This window comes from Plantibacter sp. H53, assembly GCF_001650455.1.
GTDB classification, from domain to species: domain Bacteria; phylum Actinomycetota; class Actinomycetes; order Actinomycetales; family Microbacteriaceae; genus Plantibacter; species Plantibacter flavus_A.
The window spans coordinates 114566-137829 of the sequence record NZ_LWCT01000004.1; the positions used below are offsets into that span (position 1 = coordinate 114566).

Sequence of the window (23264 nt, forward strand, 5' to 3'; positions counted from 1 at the left end):
GAGGCATGCCTGACTGGCCTTGTGTGCCTGCCTGTGGGCCGTGGCTGTGTCAGTCGAGGGAACCGGACTTGCGCACGATCGGGGCCACTAGGCGGGCGCGCTTGGTGCTATTGCAGGAGCGGATGTCGATGCGCTGCCCTCAGGTTCGGCAACGCATCCTCACCGCCTTTGGCTAGTGGGATCACGTGGTCGATGACGAAGGAGCGAGGGTCGAGGTGACCTGCGTTCCAGTCAATGGCCTGGCCGCAGATGTGGCAGGCGGGCTTGGCTTGGGCGATGACCTTACGGAACCTGGTCTGCTTTGCTGTGTTGCGTCCCACGTGGTCATCACTCCCTGCCCTGGTTCAGGCTGCCTCGATTGGCTGGGCGCGCCCGCCGTTTCGGAGGTGGGCTATCGTGTCGTTGCCGCTCCACCATCCTGCTTCTCGCAGGGCTTTGGAGCGGGCCTGTACGGCGCGGCCGGCGTTGCATGAGCGGCACGATGGGGCCAAGTTCTCGAGGCGGTTGTCGTCGCCTTGGTTGTTCAGGTGGTCTGGCTGTAGCTCGCCGGGTGTTCCCTTCGGCTTCCAGTCCACCTCGGTGCCGCACCAGTGGCAGGCGTGTGGTCCGTACCCGATGGCGTCGAAGAGGACCATGCGGTGTACGTACACGTTGCCGTGCTTGCCTGCGAGTGGATGTGTGGGCGCGTACTGGGTCTTGTACTTGCGGCCGTTGCTGACTGTGACACCGGATCGGGTAGCGACCATGTCGGTGGATCCGTGCCGGTACTGACGGTGGTAGTGCATCTTGCACAGCTCGGATGTTCTCGCCCGAGCTGGCTTGCCGCATCCATCGATGGTGCAGGTGGCCCACGCTGGAACGGTACGTTCCGGGGCTGTCGTTGTCCCGTACTTCATGAAGCATCGGTAGTGGCGCTTGCACATGCGGCGCGCACTGATGGCGGCTTCGCAGTTGTCGACGATGCAGGTATCGTTGGACATAGGGACCTCCCAAAAGGTCGCTCATGACCCGGGCTGTTAGCGCAGCGCCGGGTCGTTCTCTGTGTAGTTGTTGGGTCGAGTGGTACATAACTCGACTGGATCCGCGGAATTACGCGGTTCTTGTTTCTGGGTGGGTAGTCAAATGCCGAAGATTTTCCAACCGGAGTGGTACATAACTCACTCAGCCTTGGCCGGCGCCCATCCTTCGGTCATCCCAACCAGGTTGGTGACTGCCGTGTCCTGGTCTGGGCCAATGATCCCCATGCGCTCGAGCAGATGGCGTGTCTCGGCTTCTTGTGCCGGTGCCATGCTTCGGAAAGGGATGTAGCATCCGCTCTGGTCACCGATCGTCCAGGCTTGCGGTTCGACGTATCCGCCGTTGGCGTGGTCTTCTTGTTCAGCGTTCATCGCTGGGTTCCTCGGGTGGGATTTGGTGGGCGAAGATTGGCGAGCCCATGCTGTCGAAGGTGACGGGCTCGAGGTCACTCATCGTTGCCGTCCAGGATGTCTTCGACGCGGCGTTTGACTTCCTCAGCTTCGATGCTGATGCGGTCGAGGAGTTTGCCGAAGACGCTTTCACCTGCGCTCATGTGCTTCTCTCCCGTCGAGGCTGTGGTGCCATACGTTCCACCTGAGTGCCCCGCTGGTCATGTCGCTGCGGTGTGTTGGTCCGCAGATGCAGTGACCATCCGTCGTGTGGTCGATGTAATCACCGAGCGGGATGTGATGGGTGTCTTTCGGTTGGATGACCGTTGACCAGGTGTCGACCATGCGAACTCACTCGTAGTCGATGGCGAGGGTCTCAGATGTGACCAGAACGCCTGACGCGTTGGTGTCTTCGCGGAGCTGGGTGAGGTGCTCGGCAGTGAAGATCTCGGTGTCGGCTTGGTCGATGATGAACACGAATGGGGTGTTGGTCATCTCCCCGACGATCTGCAAGGGCAGCTCGAGTACCTTGATGCGCGCCATGTCGGCTCCTCTGTTCAGTTCTGTGGTGGGCAGTGACGACGCGTGTGTGTGGCTCTACGGCCTGTGCGTGTATGCCCACCAAGTCAGTGCGCGAGGCAGGGTTCCGTTCGGACGGTTGCCCTGCCTCGCGTTGCAGTGGCGGCTCGTGAGCCGTCTCGCGCGTTGTGGCGCTCACTGCCGAATTGGCGCTTTCGGGGACTGTTTCACCCCGTGCCACCTCTGTGCGACCGTCCAGATCACGTGTGTCGCGTTCCTGTCTTCGAGCGTGTTGGCTGTCACTGCGTACCTGTACCCTCGTCCGGGCTTGCCGAGACCGTGGTCTTCGGCGTGCCGGGGGTGTCACTGGTCGCTTCTCGCATGGTGGTGACGCTGAGACTGGAACGCGAGCCTATGAGGCCTTGTTGGCCAAGTATCGATTTCTGGCGCAGGTCTTACAGCTTCGGCCGGGGTTTCCGCCGGCCTTGCGTGGCCTTGTCCAGTAGATGTTTCCTTCGCTGTACTCATGCCCCTGGGGGCAATGCGTCTTGCGAGCGTTGACGGCGTAGAAGCCGAAGCCGCGCATTGCGTTCTCGGTCGGCGTGACAATGTCGAGGTGTGCAGGGTTCACGCATCTGGGGTTCCGGCAGAGGTGGTCCACCACTCGGTCTGCTGGAACTGGGCGCTTAGCGAGATGCAGGGCGAGGCGGTGCACGAAGATGTTGCCGTGGCGGTACGTCGGGATGTAGCCGTAACCACCTTCGTTGATGTGTCCGCAGTAGTTCCAGCACCCGTTTTCACCGTCGAATCGGGTCTTCCGAATGAGCATCTCTCGGGATTCGGGCTCCGACGCGTAGAGAACGTACTTCACGTAGTTCGGCGAGTGGCTATGCTGGCTCATATCGGAACTCCAATTCCGGTCAAGCCCTCGGCAGTTCGCACCTGCGCGGGGGCATCTTCATGTGGTGGAACGCAGAAAGGGCCCCGTCGCGATGACGAGGCCCTTTCTGAAAGCAAGAAGCCTTCCCGCTGTCTGGATTTTTGCAGACTTCTGGAAGGCTCTTTTATTGTAAGCCCTGCCCGTGCGTATTCGCTACCCCAAACCAAGACGGCGTGTCGAGTCGCTCATGCTCCTCGCTTCTCTTCGACTTCGTCCCCGAGCTCACTCATCGCGTCTTCGCCTTCCCACAGCGACGCACACACCGCATCCCGGCACCGCACCCTCGGGTCGATGACTTGCCCGTCTTCGCCTTTCTGGTACTCCAACACGAGGGGATGGTTGCCGCCGTTGCCCATGTCGTCCACCCACTGGTCTGTGTGGTGCACGGGGCACGGGTATGGGAGTTCTTCACGGACGGGTGGGTGGAGGATGTTGGTGATGGTGTGCGCCCATTTGGTGAGTTCCCGGATCCTCCATTCTGGGTCGTTGTCGTACCGGGTGAACGCCACATACCAGGCGTTCAGGTTGGTGACCGGGTTGTGTCCTGGTGTCACCTCGGCCATCCGACACCAGTCCCGGATCGCGGAACTGATCTTCGCCAGGTGGAACAACGCGGTCCCGTCGATGATGTTCCTCGTGTGGGCCAACGATGATGAGCCGGCGGTCGTGTTTGTTGATGGTTTCACAGCCTCCGCCAACTGCACCAACAGGGACGGGCTCTCAACTGTGTGAGTTGAGAGCCCGTTGCATGGTTGCGCACACGTGTGGGTGGGTAACGGTCTGCCTGTGTCGTCGGACGGTTTGATGTGCTCCACCGTTGGTCGGGTGAGCGCTTGCACCGCATCGAGAAGGTCAGTCACTTGGTGCTCCCTTGCATTCGGGTTAGGGTCGGCGCCACAACGCCATGTTGAGCGTCGGTGATGGCTCCTGGAAGGTCGAGAACATGCGTGCCGCCATCTGGTCGATCCAGGACCGTTGCGGTGGTTCCTCATTCGGGTGAGCTGCCCGGTGTTCACGCCACCGGGTCATCCACTGCTCGTCGGTTTCGTCGAACACCCACCGTTTCGTCTGCAACGGCTCGACCACGAGGCCCCCGTCGTAGCCGTCCACGTAGATGTACGGGTTCTCCTCGACTTCTCGCAGCAGCTCCTCCGCTCGGGCATGAGCTGCCACCTGCTCCGGTGTCGGGATGACGGGTTCCATGTGTCCGAGCCGGCGGAACCCGTACTCCATCGCGATCTGAGCCTCGCTGATGATGAAGTTCGCGCTCACCTTCCGCGGCGTAATCGTCTTCATGACTCTTCTTCCTGTTTCGTTTCTTGCGGGTACCCGTGCTCCTGCAAATCAGCGAGAAGACGAGGTTGGGAGTCGGCCATCTCGAATGCTTGACCGATTGACGCCCACGGGATCGGGAAGTCAGACACGGTTCACCTCCGATGAGACGATCTGCCACTCACCCGGAGCGACACCTTTCGTGCGTTCCACAACCACGACAGGGTCGTCGCCGGGTTCGTTGTTACCCCGCCATTCGGCAGCCACACGCTCGGCATCCTCGCGTGAGTCGAACGGCTCGTAGACATCCCAGAGCTCACCAGTGGCGTCCTGACGAACCGCGTTCCACTCGGTTGTCGTCTCCGCTTTCACGGCTTCGAGAGACACAGGAGCAGCGTGTGTGAACCCGGCAGCGATCACTGCATCAACGAGCTTCGAACGCAACGGTCCAATGTCTTGACCCAGAACGGCCGACGGTTTCGGGTGATTGGATGCGTTCCAGACCACGGCCCCGATCGCGGAAGACAGGACAACTCGGTCGCCCTCTTCATGCAGCGCTTGGACCGTGTCTCGTCGTGTCAGTTCGGCCTCAGCAGCCTCCAACGCGAGGCGCAGCTCGGTCACCAGTCGTCGGGGCGCTTCGGGAGTGACGAAAGTGGTCCAGAGGCTCGACCACTCCTCAACAGCTTCCTTGGCTTCGGCGATGAGTTTCGTGTTGTTGTCCATCAGAATCCTTTCTTGGTGATCCACCGGGTGAAGTAGACGAGAGCAGCAGCAACCGCGATGTTGGATGCGGCAGCGAGAGTGCGGATGATGCGATCCGAGGTCATGTCTTGGACCTGATTCCTTCATCGACCTCGAACTCATTGAGCTCGCTCTTGACAGTGAGAACAATTCGGGCCGCTTCGTCTCCGGTGAGCAACGAGTGCTTCCGGAGTTTTGCGGCTGCCCTGTCGAGGCTCGTGTCGATGCTGGGCCGGGCGATCCTCCACGCGAACTTCATCAACAGACGCTTCATGTCGTTCTCCTGTTCGGGTTGTTGACGCATTCCGGGTTCCCGTGCGTCCAAGGGTTACGGCAGCGACCACAGACATGTCCTGCCTCTTCGTGTTCCTGGGGGTTCGGACTGATCGGGGCGAGACTGTACGCACCCCGAACCGACTGGGCGGTCACGACTTCCCCGCCTTGTCGCATGGCTGCTCGTGGTCCTTCGCCTTTGAGCAGCGCTTGTCGCCGCAGCTCGGGCAGACGTACATGCGGAACAGGAGTGACTCGACGAAGTGTCCGGCTTCGCGCAGCTGGTCGCTGAGACGTCGCGCGCACTTCTGGCAGTCCTCACCGAACGGCGTGCGGAGGTGTTTCTCACTGATGAACAGCAGCTCAGAACGGGGTGTCTGTCCCATAGGTCTCACCGCCCGTCCACGCGTCCCCTGCTGCGGCTGCTGGCGCACTCTGCGCCCACGGTTCTTCCTGCTGTGGCTGGCCCTGTGCGCCCCGTGGAGACGAGTAACCAGCGCGCGGCACCACCGATAGGGTCGCGCCCTTGATGCGCACGGAGGCGGCGTTCTCGCCGGACTGCTTCGTGTACACGTTCAACTCCGGGAACCCATCGATGCGAACCAGGGTGCCTTTCGAAACCGCAGCGACGATCGCCGGTGCCATGTCCTCCCAGAACGTCGCCTGGAACCACGTCGTCGGCCCCGAATCCTCCCACTCGTTCGACTGCTTGTTCAGCTTCCGCGGCGTGTGCGCGACGTCGATGTTCACGACGTCCTTGCCTGCCGCCTGACGAAGCTCCGGCTCGTTCGCGACGAAACCCTCAATGCTGACTGTTGCCTTGCTCATGCTGCTTGCTCCTTCGTGTTGTTGGTTGCCCTGATGAACTGGGTCAACCGTTCCGTTTCGGCGTCATACGCCTCGATCTGACGTTGCACCTTCGACTTCCGGTGCTTCTCCCGCTGCACGTCCTTCGCGGGGACAGAAAGCAGAAACGCCACCTGAGAAAACTCAGATGACGCGCGATGCTGTTTCGGTGATCTCAAAAGATCGCCTCCCCTCGTTCTCTCTTTGCGTCCTCATCGCAACGGACGCACGGGTTCATCCAGTCGCCGGCCGGATAGCCGGGATGGTGCTTGCACTCCTTCACACCAGACGTACCGATGTGCGTTACCGTCGCTCGAGGCTGCTCAGGGGTGTGAGCAACCTGTTCGTCCTCCCACCGCCTGTCACGCAACCAACCCGCCGGCATCTTCAGGTGCGACTTCTCCTGACCGATGTTCAGCAACTTGTACGTGCGCACCCCAGCGAGGAGTGTTGCGAGATCCGTGGTTTTCCTCGCAGCCTTGAACGCCTTCAGCGCATCCGGCTTCGCCTGCTTCCTCGGGTACTCCGTCCACCACTGTTCAAATTCAGGTGGATACTCGTGCACCTTGGGTGCACTAGTACTTGGGGACTGGGATAGGGACTGGGACTGGGATGGGGCAATGCGAACTTCTTCCGAACTTCGGCCGATGTTCTGCGTTGGTTCAGGCGAACGTTCGGGCGGTGTTCCTGGATCGTTCGGGCGAACACCCTTCTTCGCGGCCCTAACCTTCTTCATCCGCTCCTGCGCCGCAGCACGTTCTGCTTCGACATCGGCCTTCAACGGCTGGTAGTCCTCCCAGTCCTTGAACTGGTACCCGTCATCAGCGAACGACCACAACTCAGCCCTCACGAGCTCACCGGCCGAATCGACGTCGCCCCCCAGACGGAGAACTGTCTTCTCCGGTACGAAACCATCGGTCAGGTACTTCGCGCACCACGAGCCGGCGACAGTCCACAAACCGATCGCTTCGAGGCTGGCGTCCACGACCTTCGGGTGACCGTGGAATCCGTCATCTACCTTGAACCAAGGCATGTCTCCTCCTCTCTGCCATCAGTCGTTGCTCCAAATGTCGTGGACTACTGCGTGCTCGAGCGTCTCGATTGCAACCGGTGGGATGAACGGGCAGTGCTTCCACTGGCTGTCCCCGTTCCACTCCGGGAACTCGTAGGTAATCGCCCAAGACTCGGCGGCGAAAGCTTCCGCTCGCGTCGAATAGACCTCGACCCGAACCGTTCCCGCATCTCGGTACCACCGCGAGTACTTGCTGTGCTGCTTCAGCCGGCGCTTCCAATCGGAAGCGATCCCGACGTACAACAGCGAGCCCGAGCTAGAGAAGGCTCGATAGACGAACGTTTCAACTCCAGCGTCACTCTTCGCCATGTCTCCTCCTTTCCTGTGTCATGCGGCACCGCCCCAATCGCCGAAGTCGAAACCGACCTCGAGTGGCTTGTTGATCCGCTTCTCGATGAGCGGCAGGTATGACTCTTCGCGCTCGATCCCGATACACCGGAAGCCCTCAAGCAGGGCTGCTTCGATCGTCGTCCCGGATCCCGCGAACGGTTCGAGGACGAGGCCGCCCTTCGGGGTGACGAGGCGGACGAGCCAGCGCATCAGCTCGAGTGGCTTGACAGTCGGGTGCTGCACACCGTCGACTGATGGGCGCTCAGAGGTTGGCGCTTTCGCCTCGTAGCGGAACGTGGGGAAGAACCGGGACGCGCCACCTGAGTCACCTGGCGTATCGCGAGTGGTCGCAGGACCGCCGATCTTCCCGTATACGATGGGGTCGCGTTCAGCTCGAGCCGTCCCAGCTGCCATCCGACCTGAGGTGAGCGTGCCTGACTGCGCGTCGAGCACCTCGGCCTGAAGCTCGTCAAGCAGAACGTTCGTCGGCCAGCGCCCATCAGGGCTACCACCTCGCACACCTGGCAGCGCGGCGATGTTCGTTCCACCATCCGAGGTGTATCGCTTCTCTTGGGACGCCTCGCCGGTGCGGTCCCGCGATTCAGAACCGTCTCCAACACGGGTATCAGCAATGTTCAGCGCCCCGGTCCCATGCGCTAGCACGTTCGCAGCAACGGTGCCAGTAAGCGGCTTGCGTCCGACGACGATCGGCTCGAAGGCAGGCTTGAGTGCGGTGCCCCACCCCTCCCACTCGCCTGCGAGGTTAAGCGACTTCGGGAACCCCGATCCGTAAAGCCAGGCGATGGAGTCACGAACCTCAAACCCGGCGTCCTCGACGGCGACCGCGAGACGGTGCCACGTTCGGGTCCCGCCGAACGCGAGCATGTGACCGCCGGGCTTTAGCACGCGCAGGGCTTCGATCGCCCACACCTCGCACCACTCGCCGAACAGCGCACCGGCGCGGTACTCAGGTGAGGTACGCGAGGTTCGACCGAACGCATTGTCGCGCCCGGTGTCGGCGGCGTTGAGGGACCGGCGGAAGCCGTCTGCGCCGTCCCAGCCCTTCCCCATGAACTCGAGGCCGTAGGGAGGATCTGTGACCACCGCGTCGACGGAGTTGTCGGGCAGGGTGCGCATGACCTCGATGCAGTCGCCGTGCCACAACGTAATCTCGTCGTTCTGCTTGTGAATCTTCATCTGCTGAGCACTCCTTTCACGTAGTTCCCGCCAGCCGCGTCGATCAACTCGAGCGCCAAAGCAGTGTTGATTGGGTCAGCGTTTCCGAGCTCGTCAGGTAGAGCCCAAACGCCGGTGGACTTGTTGAAGAATGGGATCTGCTTGGCAAGCATCGAGCCCCGGTTTCGGACCAACTTCCAGCCCATGCGTTTCCCCATCGACTGGAACGCCGGATCGGATTCGAGGGCCTGGTTGTGACCGGTGCACATCATCACCCCGTCAGCAGGTGTCAACGTTGGTGCCTTGTGACCGCGCCCGCCGATCCCCGAGGATGACCGGTGGTTCCACTCGAGCTGCCCCCAACACTTCGCAGAGAACGCAACACACACGCCACGCTCACGATCCACCGTCATACGACGAACCAGCGGAGACGGGGCGGTCACGCGGCACCCACCAGGCCGTTGCAGATGCGGGAGATCTGCGAGTTGTCCGTTCGGTACCACGAGGCGATCTCCGACTGCGGGATGCCTAGTGCGTAGAGATCCCGGATGTCGGCGTGATCTGCTGAATCGAGCCGGCGCACTCTCGGAACCTCGGAGGGGTCAACGAGACCATTGTTGATGGCAGATTGCACTCGAGCGTGGGCAGCAGATCGTCCCGACAAATGCATGGCCTCCGCGATCTCCGCATAGGTCATGCCCGAGTGGCGCATCGCTGCAGCTTCCTGCTGCCTCACATACCCGCCAGCACGTTCGATGGTCCGCCGCACGTGTTCTGGCCTGGTCACGGGATCCAAGTGGGCCGGGTTCATGCACACGGTGTTTTCGCACGTGTGATCCAGCTCATGGTTCTCCGGGATCGGCCCAATCCGGAGGCGGTAGGAGACTCGGTGAGCCCAATCGATCCGTCTTCCAGCGGGCATGCTTGCGTCGTAAGCACGGCCGTAGCCGTTCTTGTCGACCAGGCCTTGCCATTCCCAGCAACCTGATTCCGTCACGATGAAATCGGTCAGGATGGAAGCACGCCCACTCTCGCGGCACACCCTGCTGCAGTGCTTACGCTGCTCGAAGTAGGCGTAACTCCACTTCCTCTGCTTTGTGAACGTTTCTCCGCAGGTGGTACAGGTCTTCGACTTCATGCTCGAGTCCGCCACAATGCTTGCCTCTCTCTCGCAGATAGACCACCGAAGACGCCGAACTCAATGCGGTTGTCTACCGAATACGCGAGACACGCAGCCACGCAATCGCATTGAGCACATACAGCTCGAGCCGGGAGGGTTGTCCCTCCCGGCTCGGTGAAGAAAGCCTCTGGATCTGTGCTCGCACAGTTGGCGAGATCCATCCAGGGTTCTCGGTCGACGATCATGCAAGCTCCCTGATGACGATTCGGACGCCGCATTCTTGTTCGGCGTAGTGTTTGCGTGCGCTGATGGAGACGACTTGGCCGTCGTCGCCGTAGATGCCTGATGTGGTGAGCGAGTCGAGGACGCTCCGGGTGTACTTATCCAAATCTGGGCGTACGGATGGGAACAGGCGCCGCACTGTGGAGCCGCGTGGGACGTAGAAGTCCAACAGGACAGCCACCGCACCCTCGAACCCATCCCGACCCGCCAGAACGTCGTGTGCGGCTGCTGCGACCGTGTTCCGCCACGGCTTCAACTTCGCCGCGTTCGAATGCACGATCGACACACGCTTACCGCGTGCGAAACCGACCATCGAACCCTGAGCGACAGGGACACCGGGGACGAAGAACTCGACCCGCTCCATGAACTCACGCATCCGACGGCCCAGCCTTCACACGGTTGTGTTCAGCGAGGATCATGTCGATGATCGGCTTCCCTGCATGGTTGGCGCGTGCAGCGTGACCGAGCGCAACGATCGCATCCAAGTCCTCGTTGGTCTCGTTCAGCTCCTTCAACCAGTCCCGACCTGACGTGTCCTTCGGGGTCTCGAGCGGCTGCACAGTGAACGGTGCACGCTTCCCACGAGTAGTTGTCAGGCTGAGGGCGAGGGGCTTGTCGATGTGTGAGAGGTGGCTGATCTTGATGCCGCCAACGACTTGCCCGCCGAAGCGAACGTCGGGGTCGCCGTAGAGCGTCATCTTCCGACCTGAGTAAATGGCTGCTTCCGGTCCCCAGCCTGCGACGAGCACTCTCCTCATCGACTTGGACGGCTTGTACGGACGCCCTGGGTACTCGACGAGGTGCACCTCGACGGGCTGCTCAGCGTTGCCCGCTTTGACCTCGCTCACAGTGACCGTTTTCGGCCCGCCCACGTAGTCGTCGTAGTTCTGTTGGTCACTCTTGGGGGCGGTGGTTTCTGCAATGTCCATCAGTACCAGTCCTTCCCTTCACGCTTTTCGAGGCGCTCAACTGTCGGGATGTAGAAGAGCGTCCGGTCCCAGGCCGACCGATCGTGTCGGCCGTCTTCGAAGGCGTAGAATCCCGGGTACTCGATCTCGACCCAGATGGTCTGATCTGTCTGCTTCGGGTCTGTCGTGAGGCGGTATCCGCAGCCCGCGCGGAGCAGGGCAAGTGCCTCACCAAGCTGTTTCTGCGCGTCAGCCGAATCGCGGTTGTACCAGTGGTCGACGGGTACGACACCGCGCCAGCACAAGTCGATAAGTTGCTCTCTTTTCATGAGACTTGGATCTCTTCCTCTTCTGACTCGTACACGGCCCATGTCGGGGGTGTGAGTGTTGCTGTCGGGTAACCAGGCCAGATACCGGTTTCGGTGCATTCGCGGTAGAGATCGCGTGCTCGTTTGACGCGTTCTTTGGCGAGGTCTTCCCACATGAAGTCGAGGTCGTACACACCCACCAGGTAGGGGGCGACGTTCTCCACAACTAGAAACCGAAAGCTCTCGAGCTCGGTTCCGGTGATCGCGGTGTGAGCTTCCCCATACCAGCGGTCCTGAATGAAATATCCGAGACGTCCGACTGCCGTGTTGAAGCCCTTGGATGATGCGTCGCGTGCGGTCTTCAGGTCGCCGGCACGTACACCGTCGTAGATGTCGAACCGTGCCCGTGTGGGTACACCGTCGATCTCCGCGAACAGGGAGACCTCACGGCCGGAGACCGACTCGAGGAACGTGCGTGCGTCGTCGTGTGCGAGTACCGCTTCGGCCATTGCGTCGACTTCTCGCATCTGTGCCGGCGCGAGTGGCGTCAATCCGAGGGCGCGTTGTTCCTCAGCCCATGCGACGGTGGCGGCTTTGGTGGAGACGGCGCCGGATGGGGTGAGGTGTTCGTCTGGGTAGGCGATGGCGCTTGCCCCGGTGCCGAGTACCTTCGTGTGGACGGCGGTTCCGAGGTCGAATGCTGTACGTCCTGCCCTCGGGTGGCGTCGTTCGTAGTCGAACTTGGCTGGGGATTCGAGGAGGCGTCTGGCACCGGTAGAGGAGAGGGCGGGGTGCGAATGGTATTCGGCCTCATCGAGGTTCTCGTAGATCCCGTTGCGTTCTCCCATTGCTGCCCGGATGGTGGCGGGGTCCGACTGCAAACGCTCAGACATCAGCGCGCTCGTACGTCTCTTCGAACACGTTCGGCTTGCAGATCCGGAACGTCCCATCAGCGTCGAGGATGATCCAGTCGCCGGACCTCGCGTTGAGGGTGCCGTCGCTGCTCTCGAACTCGATGAAGTTGATACCCCACGATGGGAGGGGTTCGCCGTTCGGAGCGAAATCGGTCTCGTCCCAGTCGGTCGTATCTTCGTCGTCCGGGTTGCCGTCGTGACCGTTCTCGACCATCCAGACGGCGATCTCCTTGACGCGCTCGGCCAACGCCCTGCCGGCCGAATGGAAGTTGTCGTCTCCGTACGCTGGGCGGTCATCGAGGGGGAGCTGCATTGCGGTGATCTTGGCGGACTTCGTGCGGTACGTCTTGGCAGTCATGTCTGTTTCTCGTTTCTCTGTGTAGTTGTCCCCGGCCTGTTAGAACAGGGCAGACGGGTTGTCGTGTTCGCAGTACAGGCACACCCATGTGCGGGTGTTGTCGTCCACGTCGTAGATGACGGTGACGGTCTGGTAGAAGCCGCAGCGTTCGCAGGTGACGTTCTCGTCGTGATACGAACGACCCTCACCCGACGTCGGCATGTTCTTTCCGAACCTCTGGGTATGGAGGCATAACCAGCCACCACAGGTACTTGGCCTGGTTCAGGTCCAGCCCAAACGACAGGGCCGTGGAGACGAAACTCACGCGAGCATCGTTGAGATCCCGAGTCATGCGCGTTCCCCGTTCTCTTCGCCGGGCAGGTACGTTTCGAGTGCGACCGTGTACCGTCTTTCCGCTTCGAGCAGGTCCACCGCATCCTTCGCGATGCGGTCCGACTCGACCGCAGCCAAGTGGTGTGCTTTCGCTGACCAGACGGCGACGAGAGCTGCGGTGAGAGCGCACCCGAGCATCAGGCCGATCGCCACGATTAGGAGCAGCAGTTGCGGAGTCATCGTGCACCGCTGTTCGCGGCATGCGCAGACGCCGGCACCGGGGCGAGGTGCATGACTCGCTTGTGCTCGCCCATCACCCTCCCGCCCGATTCGGGGCTAGTGGTCCAGAAGGTCAGGTCGCACTCATCGCAGCTCATGTAGTGCTTGTTCATTGCTGTCTCCGTTGTTCTCGTTGTGCCTCGAACCGGTCGAGGGCTTCCAATTCGTGTTCACGTCGAACCACCGCAGCCATGTACAGATCGGTGGGTGTGCTTGTTGGGGTGTCGTCGGGTGGGAGCAAATGACCCACGTCATGCCAGATGGGTTCGCGGCTAGGCATACGGGTCGCCACCTCGACGCATGAGAACGCGGCAGAGACCACATGTGACCCGCGTCACGTCGCGCATTGTCTGATTGAACGAAGCCGCGCCATTGCCGTGGAGGCTTGTCGGTGCGTCGCCGACTAGATGCACGTCTTCGCCACGAGTCACCGCCTTCTCGATCTGGCGGGCGTTCGACTCATCCAAGTCATCAGCAGAGAACGTCACGGCCGCACCGGACTTTCGCCCTGTCGCCTCTGGTTCGCCGTCTCGATGGCGGCAAGCGCGTCCTTCAGGTCGTTCACGTGCCTGGACTGCGCCTCAAATTCGCTCTGAGCTCGACGCCCGGCGTCGATGACCTCACGTCTCTCTCCTTGGATCGCATCGAGCTTCGCGCGCTGATCTTCGATCTCGTTCTTGAGTAGCTTCACTGCTGCATCCATGTCGTCCTTCTCTCTGTGTTGTTGTGTCAGTGCCCCCGGCAGTGCTCGAAACTGCTCGATCCCAGAAACGACTCGGGGGCGGTAGTGCTACTTACTCGGCTTGCCCGGCTTGTGCAGCTCGCAGCGGAGGCAAAACATCTCGTACTCGCCTCGGTGGTACTGAGTGACCGTGTAGTCGTCGCCACGGAACACCCACTTGTGGATGCCCAAGCGACACCGCTTCGATTCCGTTTTCATCGGCTCCTCCTCTGTTGTGGCTATCTGCCGTGCTCGGCGGTGGAGTCGAACCACCACTGCGACCATCCGAGCTGGTCGGCCCGTTCCTATGCGGCAGGACGCCTCTACGCCCCGATGCCGCACGTGTAGCAGTCGCGCCCACCAGAAGGTGATGAGGAAACGCGACCCCTGTAGCTGCTGACCTGTGATGCTTGGAGCAGGGAATCCGGGTACGCCCACCACAACGCCCGGGTACTCAACCTGCTCAGTTCTCTGTGGAAGTGCTGTCACGGCGCATCGGCAGTTGGTCTGTCGTCCGTGAAGCTATGTAGATGTGACTGAATCCGGGTACGCCGGATAGTGCTGGGGTGCCGATCCGCGAGCGCACACCCCAGCTGAGGAGCGAGGGGAAGTTAGTTCCTGTGGGCTACTTGGCGGGCGAGGTGATCACCCGAGATGGGCCAGTCCGGAGCCCATTCGCCCGCATCAACGCGCTCCTGGACCTCAGCCACAGTTAGGTCATCGGTCGCGACGATCATTGAGGTAACGGCAGCATCGCGAGCATGGAACTCGTTCTCGTTCATCCCGTCACCACGCAGACGACGACCACCAGGAACAGCAACGGCACGTACGTGATCAGGTACAACACCGTGTTATCCAACTGACGGGCACGACGCGGGCTCATGCGGACACCGACCGGAGGTTGGGCCAACCGACAGCCTCGAGCGCTTCCTTGAGGTCCGAGATCTCGTTGGCCTGAGTGACAACCAGTGGCTCAGGGAACACGACCGGGTCAGACCGGACGATGGTGTACCGGATGCCCGAGTTCTTTCCTGCCTCGACAGCGGAGGACCGTGACAGGTAACCCGTCGAACGACCGAGCGTCGCGCCCGGCCAGCAGGTCAGGTCACCGGTCCACTCATCTTCCACCTCTTCGAGCGCGACCGCCCGGTAGAGATACGTGGTCATGCGGTTGCCCTGCCTTCCTTGCCAGCGAGACGTTCGAGCGTGGAAACGAGCCAGTCGAAGTGCTCTGGACGGACCTTCGTCGTGTATTCGGTCACCAGATCGCCGGCAGGGGTGACCCGTTCGGATGCGACCTCGTGGAAACGGTGCGCGTACTCCTGGATCGGCGCCCGGTTGAACTTCTGCAGGATCCGCGCGTCACGGAGCAACCGATATGCGGTCGTCCGTCCGATGCCTGCCTGCCGCGCCGCGACCTCGATCTTGATGAACGACGTCGAGTCCATGAACCGGGTGAACGCCTCCGCCTTGGGTTCCAACTCAGCGACCTTCGTCTCAGCCGCGATCGCCCGATGCTCAGACTCAAGCGCCATCGTCAGGATGTCGAGACGAGAAAGCTCCGCCGGTGCGGGTGCAGTGTGGAAGGAGCCGGTGCGACGAATCTCGGGGAGCACGACTCGGGTGATCCAGGTTCGGAACGCGCGGGCGTCAGGCTTGTCGCTGCGGATGACGAGTTCGTAGAGGTTTCCCTCGTCGATGATGGTGAACGCTCTCATCTGCCCCCCGGACCTGATGTCCGTCTGGCGGACGCCAGCCTCGTCGAGGCGGGCCGTCGCGTTGCGCCCGTTCGTGATGCCGAGAGCGGCAGTGACGTCTGAGGCGACCCACCAGGGCTCGTCGTCGATGACGATGGCTCGGACGTCGTTGCCGAGGTAGGAGAAGACGTTGAGCTCGCTCACGCTGCACGCTCAGGCTTCTCGTTGGGGAGCGAGGCGATCCAGCGGCGGGCTTCGTCCGCGAGGATCACGGGCTTCGTGCCGAAGTACGACGGCACCAGCTCCGATCTCTTGATGGCCTTCTGGATCGAATCGACCGAGAGGTCCGTGGCTGCTGCAAGGTTCTGAACCGAGTAGCTGATCTTGTCGAGCTGCGCTTCCATCACGCGGCCTCCTTCATGAATTGAGAGACGGGGACATGCAGAAAGCCGCCGACACGGACCAGCTCGACCAGATCGAACTCGACGCGCCCCGAAAGGCGGTCGTTCATCTGGTCGGTGGTCATGTCGGCGGCTTGTGAGACGCTGAGGACGTCGAACCCTGCCTCGCTGATTGCGAGACTGACTCTTCTTGCGATACCGATTCCGGTGTTCAACCTGTCCATATCGGTAGGCTACACAGCGTCAGCGGTTGGTGCAACCCGTAAGCGGAGTTTTTTCCATCGATTTAGGTGGGCAAGCTGACTACACTGAAGCAATGCGTAACGACCAACCCCTGATCAGCCGAGTAGCAGCCGATGTCCTCACCGGCTACTACAAACGGAAACGACTGACGCAGGAAGAACTTGCTGAAAGGGCTGAGATACCTCTCACTTCCCTGCAGAAGAAGTTGAAGGGTCGCGCACCAATCACTGCCACCGACCTGGTGATGCTGTCTCGAGCCATCGGGATTGACCCGGCGAAGGTCATGGCAGAGATCGTCGAGGAGGCCGACACGGAAGAAGCGCTGGCGTCGGAGGGTGTCGCTAGCATCGCCGCACAACGACGCAAGAAGACGCCGGCAACGATGACCGACGACGAGCTGGAGGGGGAACGCAATGCCGCGAACACCGACCCAGAGATGGGTGGAGACGAGCCTGACGCTCCCTAGGGGGCACGCTTACGACCCGTGGGAGCACGCCGAACGTCTGGGGATTGAGGTGGTGGTACGGAGACTGCGGACAGCGAATGGGCGTTACTTCCCGGAGTACGGGCAGATCCTCATCAGCGACCGACTCCGCGTGGGAAGGCAGAGGTTGGTTCTTGCGCACGAGGTGGGGCATGCAGCGTTGCTGCACCACGACGACCGACCCAAACACGAACGACAGGCCGACCAGTTCGCGGCGCAGAATCTGATCTGCCCGGATGAACTGGCCGGCCTGTATGAGTGGTGCACTGACGAGAGCAAGATCGTCGCCGAGTTGGGTGTGACTACTGCTCTATTTCGAGCGTACGTTCTGGGTCAGGCTGCGTGAACAGGGCCGAGAACTGCACCATGGCCCCGGTGAGGCGTTCCCGGTTCCGCAACGACTTGTAGCCCTGCGTGGTGGCGCGGTCTGAGTGGCCGACGATCTCCTGGATCAAGTCTTCTGGCACCCCGGCCGCGTAGAGCAGGTCGACGGCTGTGTGGCGTCCGTCGTGCAGTCGCGCGTTCTTGGTGATCCCTGCCGCAAGGAGAGTCTTCCGCCAGTCTTTCGTGTCGACGTCCGGCCCGATGGGTCGCCCGTTCTTCGTGAACACGAGCCCCCACTGGTTCTCCGGTGATCGGGCGATGTGTTGCTCGAGGATCGTCTTGAGTGGGTCGATGAGTGGGATGATTCGCCACGACTTGGAGGACTTCGGTCGGGTGAGGTACAGGCCTCCGGTGAGGTGGCGGTACTCGTAGTCGGCGGGCACGTTGGGTTTGCCGTCCACATCGGTCTTGGGAAGCCGTAGGAGCTGCCAGGAGAGGTCGAGCACATCGGTCACCCTGTCCCGTTCCAACCCGAGCACTTCGCCCCGCCTAGCGGCCGTCAGGAGCGTTGTGGCCCATCGTGCGCCCATCTCCTCATCGCGGGCGACGTGCGCGAGGAACTGGATCGCTTCTTGTAAGTCCAACGGTTCGAGCTGTACGGTCGCTTTCCTGGGTGCGTTCACCAGTTTCGCCGGGTTGCGTCCGATGCGTCCCTCGCGGACGGCGATCTTGAACGACACGGACATGGTGCGGTGAGCGAGCAACGCCGTGGTTGACGAGAGTCCTTTCGCGAGGATGCCGTCGTGCACGCGGCGAATGTGTGCAGCGTTCAGCTTGTCCAGCTTCACCTTGCCGATCGCCGGCACGATGTGGTTCTCCACGGTGCGCCGGTATCCGTCGAACGTGTTCGGGCGGACTTCCTGCGCCACCTGCCTGAGCCAGTAGCTGAACCACTGCTCCACTGTCTGGCTGGCGGTCGGCAGGTCTCCGAGGCGGGCAAGTTCCGTCTTAGCCTCGTTCATCGCTTTCACGAGCTCTGTCTTGTTCTTGCGTCGGATCTTCTTGCGGCGCCGAACACCGTTCAGCGGGGGCAGTTCGATGACGCCGTTCCACAGTCCGCGAGAGTCCTTGAAGACAGACCCCTCACCCTTGCCCCTCATGCTGTCGGTTCGGGGCTGGCTTGCACAATTCGCGACCAGATGCCGGAGTAACTGAGTAGAGCGAGGTTCGGGTCACGGTCGACCGGCACCTCGACCAGCAAGCCGTCACGAACCGTGGCGTACGAGTAGTACGAGTCGGCGATGTCGTCAACGCGTCCGCCGAGCACCTCGAGTTGGTAGTCGACGGGCGGTCCGGGGATCGCGCTCCCGATGTCATAGGTCCCGAGCTGGCGACCGAGTGCTTTGGTCTGCCACTCGGCTTCGTCTGCCCCGTAGAGGCTGTCGAACATTCCCATCAGGAGTCAACCTCGGTTGGTTCGTTGGTCCTCATGATGGTCTCCTCGCTCGTGTGGGTGGTGGTTTCGTTGCCGTTGGCGGGGACGCCGTTGTCCCCGAACGATCTTCTGGCGGTGTGCTGCATTGCTGTCCTTCTTGGTGTGCCCGATGGTGTATCCATTGCTATCGGCTGCCACCTCCCGGTGGCGACCGTTGAAGACAGGCTAGCATCACATTTCGACGCCATGCAAGCCTTTTTCGACAGATTCCTCACAACTGAAAATCGTGAGGTCACGGGATCGACGCCCGTCGGAGCCACGGAACCCCCACCTAGCTTCTACATGGTGGGGGTTCTTTTTTTGCCCGGGTACCCGACGCCGGACCGCATGCCCCGCCCGAGTTGCCACTCCCCTGCCAGGACGGCCAGACTCGCAGCGTGGAATCGAGACCGGCACACCGAGCGACCGACCAGGTACCGCGGGCGACGTCCCGAAGCGCGTTCTGGATAGCAGCCTCCGTGCTCGCAGTCATGCTCGGCACGTCACTCGTCGCCTGCTCGGACACGAGGTACGGATTGCCGCGCGATGCAGCCGTCGGCACCTGGCGCAGCGGGGACACCCGGCTCGAGCTCGCCGACGACGGAACGTTCGAGGCCACTGCCTGGCCCTCGCAGGTTCAGTGCAGCCGTGACGACGACCCCCGTGCGGACGAGCCGATCGACTTCTCCGGGACCTGGATGGTGGACAACGAGGGAACCAATCGCGACCTGATCCTGGAGCCCGGTGGCGGTGCATGCGATACGTCCCGGATCACCTCCGACGTCCGGAGCGACGATGATCTCGCACGTCTCTGCGTCCACGCCCGCGGGTCCTTGTCCGGTCCGGCCGAGAACTTCTTCACCCTGTATCAGGGCGATCCTCCGGAGACCGAGGATCCGGATCGCTGCCTGAACTACTAGCGCACCCGGGATGGGCCAGCCTCCTCTGCTCCCTGAGCGCCCCCTCCCGGTCCCTGAGCAACGAGGAACCTCCGCACCTCGACGAGCTCAGTGACCGGAAAGCACGCTCGGCGAAGTTCGACCCCTGAGCCTGCCGAAGGGCACACGCGCGACCTCCCGAGTCCGGCACCCTTCCCCGGTCCCTGAGCCTGTCGAAAGACACACGACGAAGCTCACGAATCCGGCGCTGTTCCCCCGGTCCCTGAGCTTGTCGAAGGGCACACGAGGACACGTCCACAGACGCCTCGACTCGGCATCTGGAATGTCAGTGGTCCATGGTGGACTTGTCCCATGACCGAGACCACCCTCGCCGCGACCCGCGCGAGCGACGAATACGCCGCGCAGCTCGCGGAGTTCTCGGACGAATACGCAGAGATCCAACGGCTGCGGGCAGCCCTCGACGCGCGTGAGGCCCGGCTCCTCGCCCGCTCCGCCGCCTACGCCGACGCTTTCGCAGACGCCACGGTCCCGGCGATCTTCCCGCCGGCGGAACGCCAGGCCCTCTCCCGTCGCTCGACGTGTGCGGCGCTCGCGATGGCGACCCGCACCCCTGAGCGGACCGTTCAGCGGGCGACGAACGACGCGGAAAGGCTCGTCAACGACGCACCGGCCGTGCTCGCCTCCCTCGAGGCCGGCCGCATCTCGGCACGGCACGCGCAGACGATCATCGACCAACTCAGCGATGTGCCGACCGCGGGGCGGGCGGTGTTCCTCGCGGAAGTCTTACCGGTCGCGGAGGATTCGACCAACGCGAACCTCCGCAGGCGCGCCCGCGTGCTCCGCGAGCGCCTCCACCCAGTGTCCATCACCGCCCGAGCCCAGCGGTCCGAGGCCGACCGCCGGGAGGAGTTCGAGCCCACCGCCGACGGGATGGCGTGGGTGCACCTCTTCACGACGGCGCCGATCGCGCAGGGCATCGTCGAGCGCGTCGAGGCGGCCGCGGCGGAGTCACGCTCAACGGGTGACACCCGGACGTGCGCCCAGCTGCAGGCGGACGCCCTCGCGGCGCTCGCGCTCACCGGCGTCACACCGGACGACGTCATGTCGAGCCCGGTGCTCCCGCACCCGATCGAGGTGCAGGAGCACATCACACCGACCGTGCAGATCACCGTCCCGGCCCTGACCGTGGCCGGAGTATCTGACGCACCCGGCATGCTCGATGGCTATGGGCCCATCGACCCCGCAACCGCCGCGCGTATCGCGGTGAACGCACCGAGCTTCACCCGGATCCTGGTCCAGCCGGAAACGGGATCCGTGCTGTCCGTCGGGCGGAACCAGTACCGGGTCCCGGCCGACCTGCAACGCGCGGTGCGCCTGCGAGACGGCACTTGTCGCGCACCGGGCTGCGGCAGGCGAGCCAGAGCGTGCGACCTCGACCATTCCGTCGCGTGGGAAGACGGCGGGACGACGGACGTCGGCAATCTCGCCTGCCTGTGTCGACATCACCACCGGATGAAGCACCTGCCGGGTTGGAACCTCGATCATGGTCCCGGCGGGGTGCTCGAGTGGACGACACCCGACGGGAAGCATCACCGGACCGAACCCGATCCCGCCCCGTTCTGACCGCTCCCGGTCAATGAGCTGCACCGCACTTCGACAGGCTCACTGACCGGCAGAGGTGTGTCCGGAGCGGTGAGGCAAGCTCGTAGGCACTTCGACAAGCTCAGTGAGCGGGGAGGACTCGCTCAGTGAGCAGGAAAAGTCCACCGGAGACGACTCGGTCCCTGAGCCTGTCGAAGGGCAGTCCGGTCGAGCCAGATCGATGCACGTCAGGACGTCCGCCGGCTCACATCGTGCACCTCCGTCCGCAAGCCCCAGACATCCTGGGCCGATCGGGACAGACTGATGACATGAGTTCTGCAGACGACCGCACCACCGACGGCCCCGACGACGCCCACCGAGTCCCCGCGGGGGTCGACGACGCCACCGTGGAAGCGGTCGGCAAAGTGACCGAGGCGCTCGAAGTGGTCGAGCAGGCGCGCGGCATGCTCTACGGCTTCCACCGCCTGACGGGTAAAGCGGACCTCGCGCTCGGCGAAGCCGCGGACGCCCTCCGCGAAGCCGGACACGACGCCCTCGCCGACCGGATCGACACCGAGCTGGTCGGACGCAACGTCATCGACGGACGCTGGACGTTCCAGATCGTCGAAGACTACGACGGTAACTACTGGGAGCCGTTCCGCACGCTCGAGGCGGAGGTCCGCAACGAGCTGGCGGGCGGCCGACGCCACCTCGCGGAAGCCGCGATGAAGGAGGACCGCCGCACGCACGGCGCGCCCCACCACGAAGCCACACCGCCGACGGTCTGAGGCCGCGCGGCAACAGGGCCGCGTGCCGTTAGGCTCGATCCGATGACCGATGCACCCGTTTCCCGGACCAAGTTCTCCCGCCAACGGGTGATCGTCGGAGCCGCCGAGTTCGCCGACACGCACGGAGCCGACGCACTCACACTCGCCGCCCTTGCCCGCGAGCTCGACACCTCGGCACCGGCCCTCCTCAAGCACGTCCGCAGCACCGAGGACCTCCGCGCCGCCGTCGCCCAGCTCGCCCTCGCCCAACTGGCCAGCGGGCTCGACATCGCGACGACCAGCCTGAGCGGGACCCCCGCCCTCACCGCGCTGGCCGACGGGTACAGGCGCTTCGCCCTCGCCTATCCCGGTCGGTACGCCCTCGCGTTCTCGATCGCGGACGTCCGCGCCGACACCGGCGAGCCGGCCGACCGCGAGCTCGTGATGCTCGTCGAGCGCGCCCTCGCGGGGCGCGGTCTCGACAGCGTGGCGATGACGGATGCCGGACGCATCGTCCGGGCGGCCCTCCACGGCTTCGTGTCACTCGAGCTCGTCGGCGGCTTCACCCGCGGCGCAGACCCCGCCACCAGCTACGCTGCCCTCGTGGAGCTGCTCGACCATTCGTCCGCACTCGGCTCACGCCACCCCCAGGAGACGCCATGACCATCACGACCACCACCCCCACCGTCCTCTTCGTCTGCGTGCACAACGCCGGTCGCTCCCAGATCGCAGCCGGCTTCCTCGGTGCCCTCGCCGGTGACCGGGTCGAGGTGCTGTCGGCCGGGAGCGAGCCGAAGGACCGGATCAACACCGTGGCGGTGGAGGCGATGGCCGAACACGGCATCGACATCACCGCGGCCGTGCCCCGCATCCTCACGACCGACGCCGTCCGGGCGTCCGACGCAGTCATCACGATGGGCTGCGGCGACGCCTGCCCGATCTTCCCCGGCAAGCGCTACGAGGACTGGGAACTCGAGGATCCGGCCGGGCAAGGCATCGAGGCCGTCCGCCGCATCCGCGACGACATCGAGGAGCGGATCGCCGCACTGTTCGTCGAACTCGTGCCCGCCGAGGCGTCCGAGTTTCCGGCCACCATCGGCTCGGTCGCCCACGAAGCACTCAGCGCGCACGGCTTCACCCGGTTCGAGCAGCTCACGAGGATCTCCCCCGCCGCCCTGCTCCGCATCCACGGCGTCGGTCCGAAGGCCGTCGACCTCCTGACCGCAGAACTCACGGCCCGCTCACTCGCCTTCGCCTCCTGAGGACGCCTGCGGCGCGCAACCCCATCGCCCAGCGCGACACCCGTCGTATCGTGGTCGTATGAGCAAGCACGCAGCGAACGACGACAACCTCCCCGAGGACCACGAGACCACCGAGGACTCCATCGAGCAGGAGGTCGACGGCGAGGACACGTTCCTCCCCGTCGCCGAGCCGACCACCGGTCCCGCTCCCGCGCCGTAACCCGAGGCGCCTCTGGACGCCGCGGCTCAGGGTCCGACGAGCGCTTGGAGGTAATCCCATGAACCGTCGAAGACGTTCACGTCGATGAACTCCTCCTTGCCGACGTACCCGGGCATCCGTTCCCGGCTGGTGTACTGCCAGAGGTCCCACGCC

General features: G+C 63.1%; 39 protein-coding genes and 1 pseudogene. 8 read left to right on the forward strand and 32 right to left on the reverse strand.

All coding sequences use genetic code 11. The features are described from left to right. Positions 1-107: 107 nt before the first annotated feature. From A4X17_RS19810 to A4X17_RS04040, 29 genes are all read right to left on the reverse strand, one after another. Complete coding sequence (locus tag A4X17_RS19810; protein WP_197479012.1) at positions 108-320, reverse strand: HNH endonuclease signature motif containing protein; 213 nt, start codon at positions 318-320, stop codon at positions 108-110. 24 nt (positions 321-344) lie between these two features. Next, positions 345-980, reverse strand: coding sequence for an HNH endonuclease (locus A4X17_RS19130; protein ID WP_157583317.1), 636 nt, complete (start codon positions 978-980; stop codon positions 345-347). Positions 981-1157: 177 nt separating this feature from the next. Next, positions 1158-1388, reverse strand: coding sequence for a hypothetical protein (locus tag A4X17_RS03920; protein WP_064294359.1), 231 nt, complete (start codon positions 1386-1388; stop codon positions 1158-1160). Positions 1389-1757: 369 nt separating this feature from the next. Next, on the reverse strand, positions 1758-1949 hold the full coding sequence (locus tag A4X17_RS03925) for a hypothetical protein (protein ID WP_064294360.1): 192 nt from the start codon (positions 1947-1949) through the stop codon (positions 1758-1760). Positions 1950-2337: 388 nt separating this feature from the next. Next, positions 2338-2826: an HNH endonuclease signature motif containing protein gene (locus A4X17_RS18830; protein WP_082915899.1), complete on the reverse strand. Its 489-nt coding sequence runs from the start codon at positions 2824-2826 to the stop codon at positions 2338-2340. 224 nt (positions 2827-3050) lie between these two features. Beyond that, complete coding sequence (locus A4X17_RS19135) at positions 3051-3725, reverse strand: hypothetical protein (protein ID WP_157583319.1); 675 nt, start codon at positions 3723-3725, stop codon at positions 3051-3053. A 22-nt stretch (positions 3726-3747) separates the two neighbouring features. Continuing rightward, positions 3748-4161 (reverse strand): hypothetical protein, encoded by a 414-nt coding sequence (locus tag A4X17_RS03940; RefSeq protein WP_064294363.1) that lies wholly within the window; start codon positions 4159-4161, stop codon positions 3748-3750. Between the two features lie 120 nt (positions 4162-4281). Beyond that, complete coding sequence (locus A4X17_RS03945; protein ID WP_064294364.1) at positions 4282-4863, reverse strand: hypothetical protein; 582 nt, start codon at positions 4861-4863, stop codon at positions 4282-4284. Positions 4864-4963: 100 nt separating this feature from the next. Beyond that, positions 4964-5155 (reverse strand): hypothetical protein, encoded by a 192-nt coding sequence (locus A4X17_RS03950; RefSeq protein ID WP_064294365.1) that lies wholly within the window; start codon positions 5153-5155, stop codon positions 4964-4966. Positions 5156-5306: 151 nt separating this feature from the next. Beyond that, entirely contained in the window at positions 5307-5540 is a 234-nt protein-coding gene (locus A4X17_RS03955; protein ID WP_064294366.1) for a hypothetical protein, read from the reverse strand. Further along, complete coding sequence (locus tag A4X17_RS03960; protein WP_064294367.1) at positions 5518-5982, reverse strand: single-stranded DNA-binding protein; 465 nt, start codon at positions 5980-5982, stop codon at positions 5518-5520. Before A4X17_RS03960 ends, A4X17_RS03955 begins: the two co-directional genes overlap by 23 nt. A gap of 193 nt (positions 5983-6175) precedes the next feature. Beyond that, positions 6176-7033 carry a hypothetical protein gene (locus A4X17_RS03965; RefSeq protein ID WP_064294368.1) on the reverse strand — a complete coding sequence of 286 codons (858 nt, stop codon included), beginning with the start codon at positions 7031-7033 and terminating at the stop codon, positions 6176-6178. Between the two features lie 18 nt (positions 7034-7051). Further along, positions 7052-7381, reverse strand: a complete 330-nt coding sequence (locus tag A4X17_RS03970) for a GIY-YIG nuclease family protein (protein WP_064294369.1) — start codon at positions 7379-7381, stop codon at positions 7052-7054. An 18-nt stretch (positions 7382-7399) separates the two neighbouring features. Then, positions 7400-8599: a site-specific DNA-methyltransferase gene (locus A4X17_RS03975; RefSeq protein ID WP_064294370.1), complete on the reverse strand. Its 1200-nt coding sequence runs from the start codon at positions 8597-8599 to the stop codon at positions 7400-7402. Continuing rightward, positions 8596-8871: a hypothetical protein gene (locus tag A4X17_RS03980; RefSeq protein WP_157583321.1), complete on the reverse strand. Its 276-nt coding sequence runs from the start codon at positions 8869-8871 to the stop codon at positions 8596-8598. The genes A4X17_RS03975 and A4X17_RS03980 overlap by 4 nt, the downstream gene beginning before the upstream one ends. A gap of 146 nt (positions 8872-9017) precedes the next feature. Then, entirely contained in the window at positions 9018-9716 is a 699-nt protein-coding gene (locus A4X17_RS03985) for an HNH endonuclease (RefSeq protein ID WP_064294372.1), read from the reverse strand. After that, positions 9713-9976, reverse strand: coding sequence for a WhiB family transcriptional regulator (locus A4X17_RS18835; RefSeq protein WP_197479013.1), 264 nt, complete (start codon positions 9974-9976; stop codon positions 9713-9715). Before A4X17_RS18835 ends, A4X17_RS03985 begins: the two co-directional genes overlap by 4 nt. Then, positions 9940-10356 (reverse strand): RusA family crossover junction endodeoxyribonuclease, encoded by a 417-nt coding sequence (locus tag A4X17_RS03990; protein WP_064294373.1) that lies wholly within the window; start codon positions 10354-10356, stop codon positions 9940-9942. The genes A4X17_RS18835 and A4X17_RS03990 overlap by 37 nt, the downstream gene beginning before the upstream one ends. Beyond that, entirely contained in the window at positions 10349-10909 is a 561-nt protein-coding gene (locus A4X17_RS03995) for a hypothetical protein (protein WP_064294374.1), read from the reverse strand. Before A4X17_RS03995 ends, A4X17_RS03990 begins: the two co-directional genes overlap by 8 nt. Then, on the reverse strand, positions 10909-11217 hold the full coding sequence (locus A4X17_RS04000; RefSeq protein WP_064294375.1) for a hypothetical protein: 309 nt from the start codon (positions 11215-11217) through the stop codon (positions 10909-10911). The genes A4X17_RS03995 and A4X17_RS04000 overlap by 1 nt, the downstream gene beginning before the upstream one ends. Next, positions 11214-12089 carry a PD-(D/E)XK nuclease-like domain-containing protein gene (locus A4X17_RS04005; protein ID WP_197479014.1) on the reverse strand — a complete coding sequence of 292 codons (876 nt, stop codon included), beginning with the start codon at positions 12087-12089 and terminating at the stop codon, positions 11214-11216. Before A4X17_RS04005 ends, A4X17_RS04000 begins: the two co-directional genes overlap by 4 nt. Further along, on the reverse strand, positions 12082-12468 hold the full coding sequence (locus A4X17_RS19400; protein WP_064294377.1) for a hypothetical protein: 387 nt from the start codon (positions 12466-12468) through the stop codon (positions 12082-12084). The genes A4X17_RS04005 and A4X17_RS19400 overlap by 8 nt, the downstream gene beginning before the upstream one ends. A 39-nt stretch (positions 12469-12507) precedes the next feature. Beyond that, complete coding sequence (locus tag A4X17_RS19140) at positions 12508-12669, reverse strand: hypothetical protein (protein WP_157583323.1); 162 nt, start codon at positions 12667-12669, stop codon at positions 12508-12510. A gap of 126 nt (positions 12670-12795) precedes the next feature. Continuing rightward, the gene (locus tag A4X17_RS04015) at positions 12796-13020 is read right to left on the reverse strand and encodes a hypothetical protein (protein ID WP_157583325.1); all 225 of its coding nucleotides are present in this window, start codon (positions 13018-13020) and stop codon (positions 12796-12798) included. A gap of 523 nt (positions 13021-13543) precedes the next feature. Next, complete coding sequence (locus A4X17_RS04020) at positions 13544-13762, reverse strand: hypothetical protein (protein WP_157583327.1); 219 nt, start codon at positions 13760-13762, stop codon at positions 13544-13546. An 897-nt stretch (positions 13763-14659) separates the two neighbouring features. Beyond that, positions 14660-14947, reverse strand: coding sequence for a hypothetical protein (locus tag A4X17_RS04025; protein ID WP_064294380.1), 288 nt, complete (start codon positions 14945-14947; stop codon positions 14660-14662). After that, positions 14944-15681, reverse strand: a complete 738-nt coding sequence (locus A4X17_RS04030) for a BRO family protein (protein WP_064294381.1) — start codon at positions 15679-15681, stop codon at positions 14944-14946. Before A4X17_RS04030 ends, A4X17_RS04025 begins: the two co-directional genes overlap by 4 nt. Then, positions 15678-15881, reverse strand: coding sequence for a hypothetical protein (locus tag A4X17_RS04035; protein ID WP_064294382.1), 204 nt, complete (start codon positions 15879-15881; stop codon positions 15678-15680). The genes A4X17_RS04030 and A4X17_RS04035 overlap by 4 nt, the downstream gene beginning before the upstream one ends. Continuing rightward, on the reverse strand, positions 15881-16102 hold the full coding sequence (locus tag A4X17_RS04040; protein WP_064294383.1) for a hypothetical protein: 222 nt from the start codon (positions 16100-16102) through the stop codon (positions 15881-15883). The genes A4X17_RS04035 and A4X17_RS04040 overlap by 1 nt, the downstream gene beginning before the upstream one ends. A 92-nt stretch (positions 16103-16194) precedes the next feature. Between A4X17_RS04040 and A4X17_RS04045 the strand changes: the two genes are divergently transcribed. Next, a complete protein-coding gene (locus tag A4X17_RS04045) occupies positions 16195-16587 on the forward strand; it encodes a helix-turn-helix domain-containing protein (RefSeq protein WP_064294384.1) in 393 nt (130 codons plus the stop codon). Continuing rightward, a complete protein-coding gene (locus tag A4X17_RS19815) occupies positions 16535-16951 on the forward strand; it encodes an ImmA/IrrE family metallo-endopeptidase (protein ID WP_082915902.1) in 417 nt (138 codons plus the stop codon). Before A4X17_RS04045 ends, A4X17_RS19815 begins: the two co-directional genes overlap by 53 nt. Here the strand turns inward: A4X17_RS19815 and A4X17_RS04050 are convergent. The 3 genes from A4X17_RS04050 to A4X17_RS19755 are packed head-to-tail and all read right to left on the reverse strand — an operon-like array spanning position 16908 to position 18510. Then, entirely contained in the window at positions 16908-18089 is a 1182-nt protein-coding gene (locus tag A4X17_RS04050; protein ID WP_064294385.1) for a tyrosine-type recombinase/integrase, read from the reverse strand. The two genes, A4X17_RS19815 and A4X17_RS04050, sit on opposite strands and share 44 nt — an antisense overlap. Beyond that, positions 18086-18385: a hypothetical protein gene (locus tag A4X17_RS04055; protein ID WP_157583329.1), complete on the reverse strand. Its 300-nt coding sequence runs from the start codon at positions 18383-18385 to the stop codon at positions 18086-18088. Before A4X17_RS04055 ends, A4X17_RS04050 begins: the two co-directional genes overlap by 4 nt. Continuing rightward, positions 18385-18510, reverse strand: a complete 126-nt coding sequence (locus A4X17_RS19755) for a hypothetical protein (RefSeq protein ID WP_255376687.1) — start codon at positions 18508-18510, stop codon at positions 18385-18387. The genes A4X17_RS04055 and A4X17_RS19755 overlap by 1 nt, the downstream gene beginning before the upstream one ends. 429 nt (positions 18511-18939) lie before the next feature. Between A4X17_RS19755 and A4X17_RS04060 the strand changes: the two genes are divergently transcribed. The 6 genes and pseudogenes from A4X17_RS04060 to A4X17_RS19145 all read left to right on the forward strand — a co-directional run bounded on the left by A4X17_RS04060 (position 18940) and on the right by A4X17_RS19145 (position 23111). Then, on the forward strand, positions 18940-19323 hold the full coding sequence (locus tag A4X17_RS04060; RefSeq protein WP_157583331.1) for a hypothetical protein: 384 nt from the start codon (positions 18940-18942) through the stop codon (positions 19321-19323). Positions 19324-19653: 330 nt separating this feature from the next. Then, entirely contained in the window at positions 19654-20925 is a 1272-nt protein-coding gene (locus A4X17_RS04065) for an HNH endonuclease signature motif containing protein (RefSeq protein ID WP_064294388.1), read from the forward strand. A gap of 287 nt (positions 20926-21212) precedes the next feature. Beyond that, positions 21213-21671, forward strand: a complete 459-nt coding sequence (locus A4X17_RS04070) for a hypothetical protein (RefSeq protein ID WP_064294389.1) — start codon at positions 21213-21215, stop codon at positions 21669-21671. A 42-nt stretch (positions 21672-21713) separates the two neighbouring features. Then, positions 21714-22313, forward strand: a complete 600-nt coding sequence (locus A4X17_RS04075) for a TetR-like C-terminal domain-containing protein (protein ID WP_064294390.1) — start codon at positions 21714-21716, stop codon at positions 22311-22313. Next, positions 22310-22717, forward strand: a pseudogene (locus A4X17_RS04080) (arsenate reductase ArsC); the annotation flags it as partial. The gene A4X17_RS04075 and the pseudogene A4X17_RS04080, both read left to right, overlap by 4 nt. A gap of 253 nt (positions 22718-22970) precedes the next feature. Beyond that, complete coding sequence (locus tag A4X17_RS19145) at positions 22971-23111, forward strand: hypothetical protein (protein ID WP_153303386.1); 141 nt, start codon at positions 22971-22973, stop codon at positions 23109-23111. Positions 23112-23264: the final 153 nt, after the last annotated feature.

Bases quoted from the DNA above. Each gene is read 5' to 3' on its own strand.
- A4X17_RS19130 (WP_157583317.1), bottom strand. From the start codon at position 980: ATGTCCAACGATACCTGCATCGTCGACAACTGCGAAGCCGCCATCAGT.
- A4X17_RS03920 (WP_064294359.1), bottom strand. From the start codon at position 1,388: ATGAACGCTGAACAAGAAGACCACGCCAACGGCGGATACGTCGAACCG.
- A4X17_RS03925 (WP_064294360.1), bottom strand. From the start codon at position 1,949: ATGGCGCGCATCAAGGTACTCGAGCTGCCCTTGCAGATCGTCGGGGAG.
- A4X17_RS18830 (WP_082915899.1), bottom strand. From the start codon at position 2,826: ATGAGCCAGCATAGCCACTCGCCGAACTACGTGAAGTACGTTCTCTAC.
- A4X17_RS03940 (WP_064294363.1), bottom strand. From the start codon at position 4,161: ATGAAGACGATTACGCCGCGGAAGGTGAGCGCGAACTTCATCATCAGC.
- A4X17_RS03945 (WP_064294364.1), bottom strand. From the start codon at position 4,863: ATGGACAACAACACGAAACTCATCGCCGAAGCCAAGGAAGCTGTTGAG.
- A4X17_RS03950 (WP_064294365.1), bottom strand. From the start codon at position 5,155: ATGAAGCGTCTGTTGATGAAGTTCGCGTGGAGGATCGCCCGGCCCAGC.
- A4X17_RS03955 (WP_064294366.1), bottom strand. From the start codon at position 5,540: ATGGGACAGACACCCCGTTCTGAGCTGCTGTTCATCAGTGAGAAACAC.
- A4X17_RS03960 (WP_064294367.1), bottom strand. From the start codon at position 5,982: ATGAGCAAGGCAACAGTCAGCATTGAGGGTTTCGTCGCGAACGAGCCG.
- A4X17_RS03965 (WP_064294368.1), bottom strand. From the start codon at position 7,033: ATGCCTTGGTTCAAGGTAGATGACGGATTCCACGGTCACCCGAAGGTC.
- A4X17_RS03970 (WP_064294369.1), bottom strand. From the start codon at position 7,381: ATGGCGAAGAGTGACGCTGGAGTTGAAACGTTCGTCTATCGAGCCTTC.
- A4X17_RS03975 (WP_064294370.1), bottom strand. From the start codon at position 8,599: ATGAAGATTCACAAGCAGAACGACGAGATTACGTTGTGGCACGGCGAC.
- A4X17_RS03985 (WP_064294372.1), bottom strand. From the start codon at position 9,716: ATGAAGTCGAAGACCTGTACCACCTGCGGAGAAACGTTCACAAAGCAG.
- A4X17_RS18835 (WP_197479013.1), bottom strand. From the start codon at position 9,976: ATGCGGCGTCCGAATCGTCATCAGGGAGCTTGCATGATCGTCGACCGA.
- A4X17_RS03990 (WP_064294373.1), bottom strand. From the start codon at position 10,356: ATGCGTGAGTTCATGGAGCGGGTCGAGTTCTTCGTCCCCGGTGTCCCT.
- A4X17_RS03995 (WP_064294374.1), bottom strand. From the start codon at position 10,909: ATGGACATTGCAGAAACCACCGCCCCCAAGAGTGACCAACAGAACTAC.
- A4X17_RS04000 (WP_064294375.1), bottom strand. From the start codon at position 11,217: ATGAAAAGAGAGCAACTTATCGACTTGTGCTGGCGCGGTGTCGTACCC.
- A4X17_RS04005 (WP_197479014.1), bottom strand. From the start codon at position 12,089: ATGTCTGAGCGTTTGCAGTCGGACCCCGCCACCATCCGGGCAGCAATG.
- A4X17_RS19400 (WP_064294377.1), bottom strand. From the start codon at position 12,468: ATGACTGCCAAGACGTACCGCACGAAGTCCGCCAAGATCACCGCAATG.
- A4X17_RS19140 (WP_157583323.1), bottom strand. From the start codon at position 12,669: ATGCCGACGTCGGGTGAGGGTCGTTCGTATCACGACGAGAACGTCACC.
- A4X17_RS04015 (WP_157583325.1), bottom strand. From the start codon at position 13,020: ATGACTCCGCAACTGCTGCTCCTAATCGTGGCGATCGGCCTGATGCTC.
- A4X17_RS04020 (WP_157583327.1), bottom strand. From the start codon at position 13,762: ATGGATGCAGCAGTGAAGCTACTCAAGAACGAGATCGAAGATCAGCGC.
- A4X17_RS04025 (WP_064294380.1), bottom strand. From the start codon at position 14,947: ATGACCACGTATCTCTACCGGGCGGTCGCGCTCGAAGAGGTGGAAGAT.
- A4X17_RS04035 (WP_064294382.1), bottom strand. From the start codon at position 15,881: ATGGAAGCGCAGCTCGACAAGATCAGCTACTCGGTTCAGAACCTTGCA.
- A4X17_RS04040 (WP_064294383.1), bottom strand. From the start codon at position 16,102: ATGGACAGGTTGAACACCGGAATCGGTATCGCAAGAAGAGTCAGTCTC.
- A4X17_RS04045 (WP_064294384.1), top strand. From the start codon at position 16,195: ATGCGTAACGACCAACCCCTGATCAGCCGAGTAGCAGCCGATGTCCTC.
- A4X17_RS19815 (WP_082915902.1), top strand. From the start codon at position 16,535: ATGCCGCGAACACCGACCCAGAGATGGGTGGAGACGAGCCTGACGCTC.
- A4X17_RS04050 (WP_064294385.1), bottom strand. From the start codon at position 18,089: ATGAGGGGCAAGGGTGAGGGGTCTGTCTTCAAGGACTCTCGCGGACTG.
- A4X17_RS04055 (WP_157583329.1), bottom strand. From the start codon at position 18,385: ATGGGAATGTTCGACAGCCTCTACGGGGCAGACGAAGCCGAGTGGCAG.
- A4X17_RS19755 (WP_255376687.1), bottom strand. From the start codon at position 18,510: ATGCAGCACACCGCCAGAAGATCGTTCGGGGACAACGGCGTCCCCGCC.
- A4X17_RS04065 (WP_064294388.1), top strand. From the start codon at position 19,654: ATGACCGAGACCACCCTCGCCGCGACCCGCGCGAGCGACGAATACGCC.
- A4X17_RS04070 (WP_064294389.1), top strand. From the start codon at position 21,213: ATGAGTTCTGCAGACGACCGCACCACCGACGGCCCCGACGACGCCCAC.
- A4X17_RS04075 (WP_064294390.1), top strand. From the start codon at position 21,714: ATGACCGATGCACCCGTTTCCCGGACCAAGTTCTCCCGCCAACGGGTG.
- A4X17_RS19145 (WP_153303386.1), top strand. From the start codon at position 22,971: ATGAGCAAGCACGCAGCGAACGACGACAACCTCCCCGAGGACCACGAG.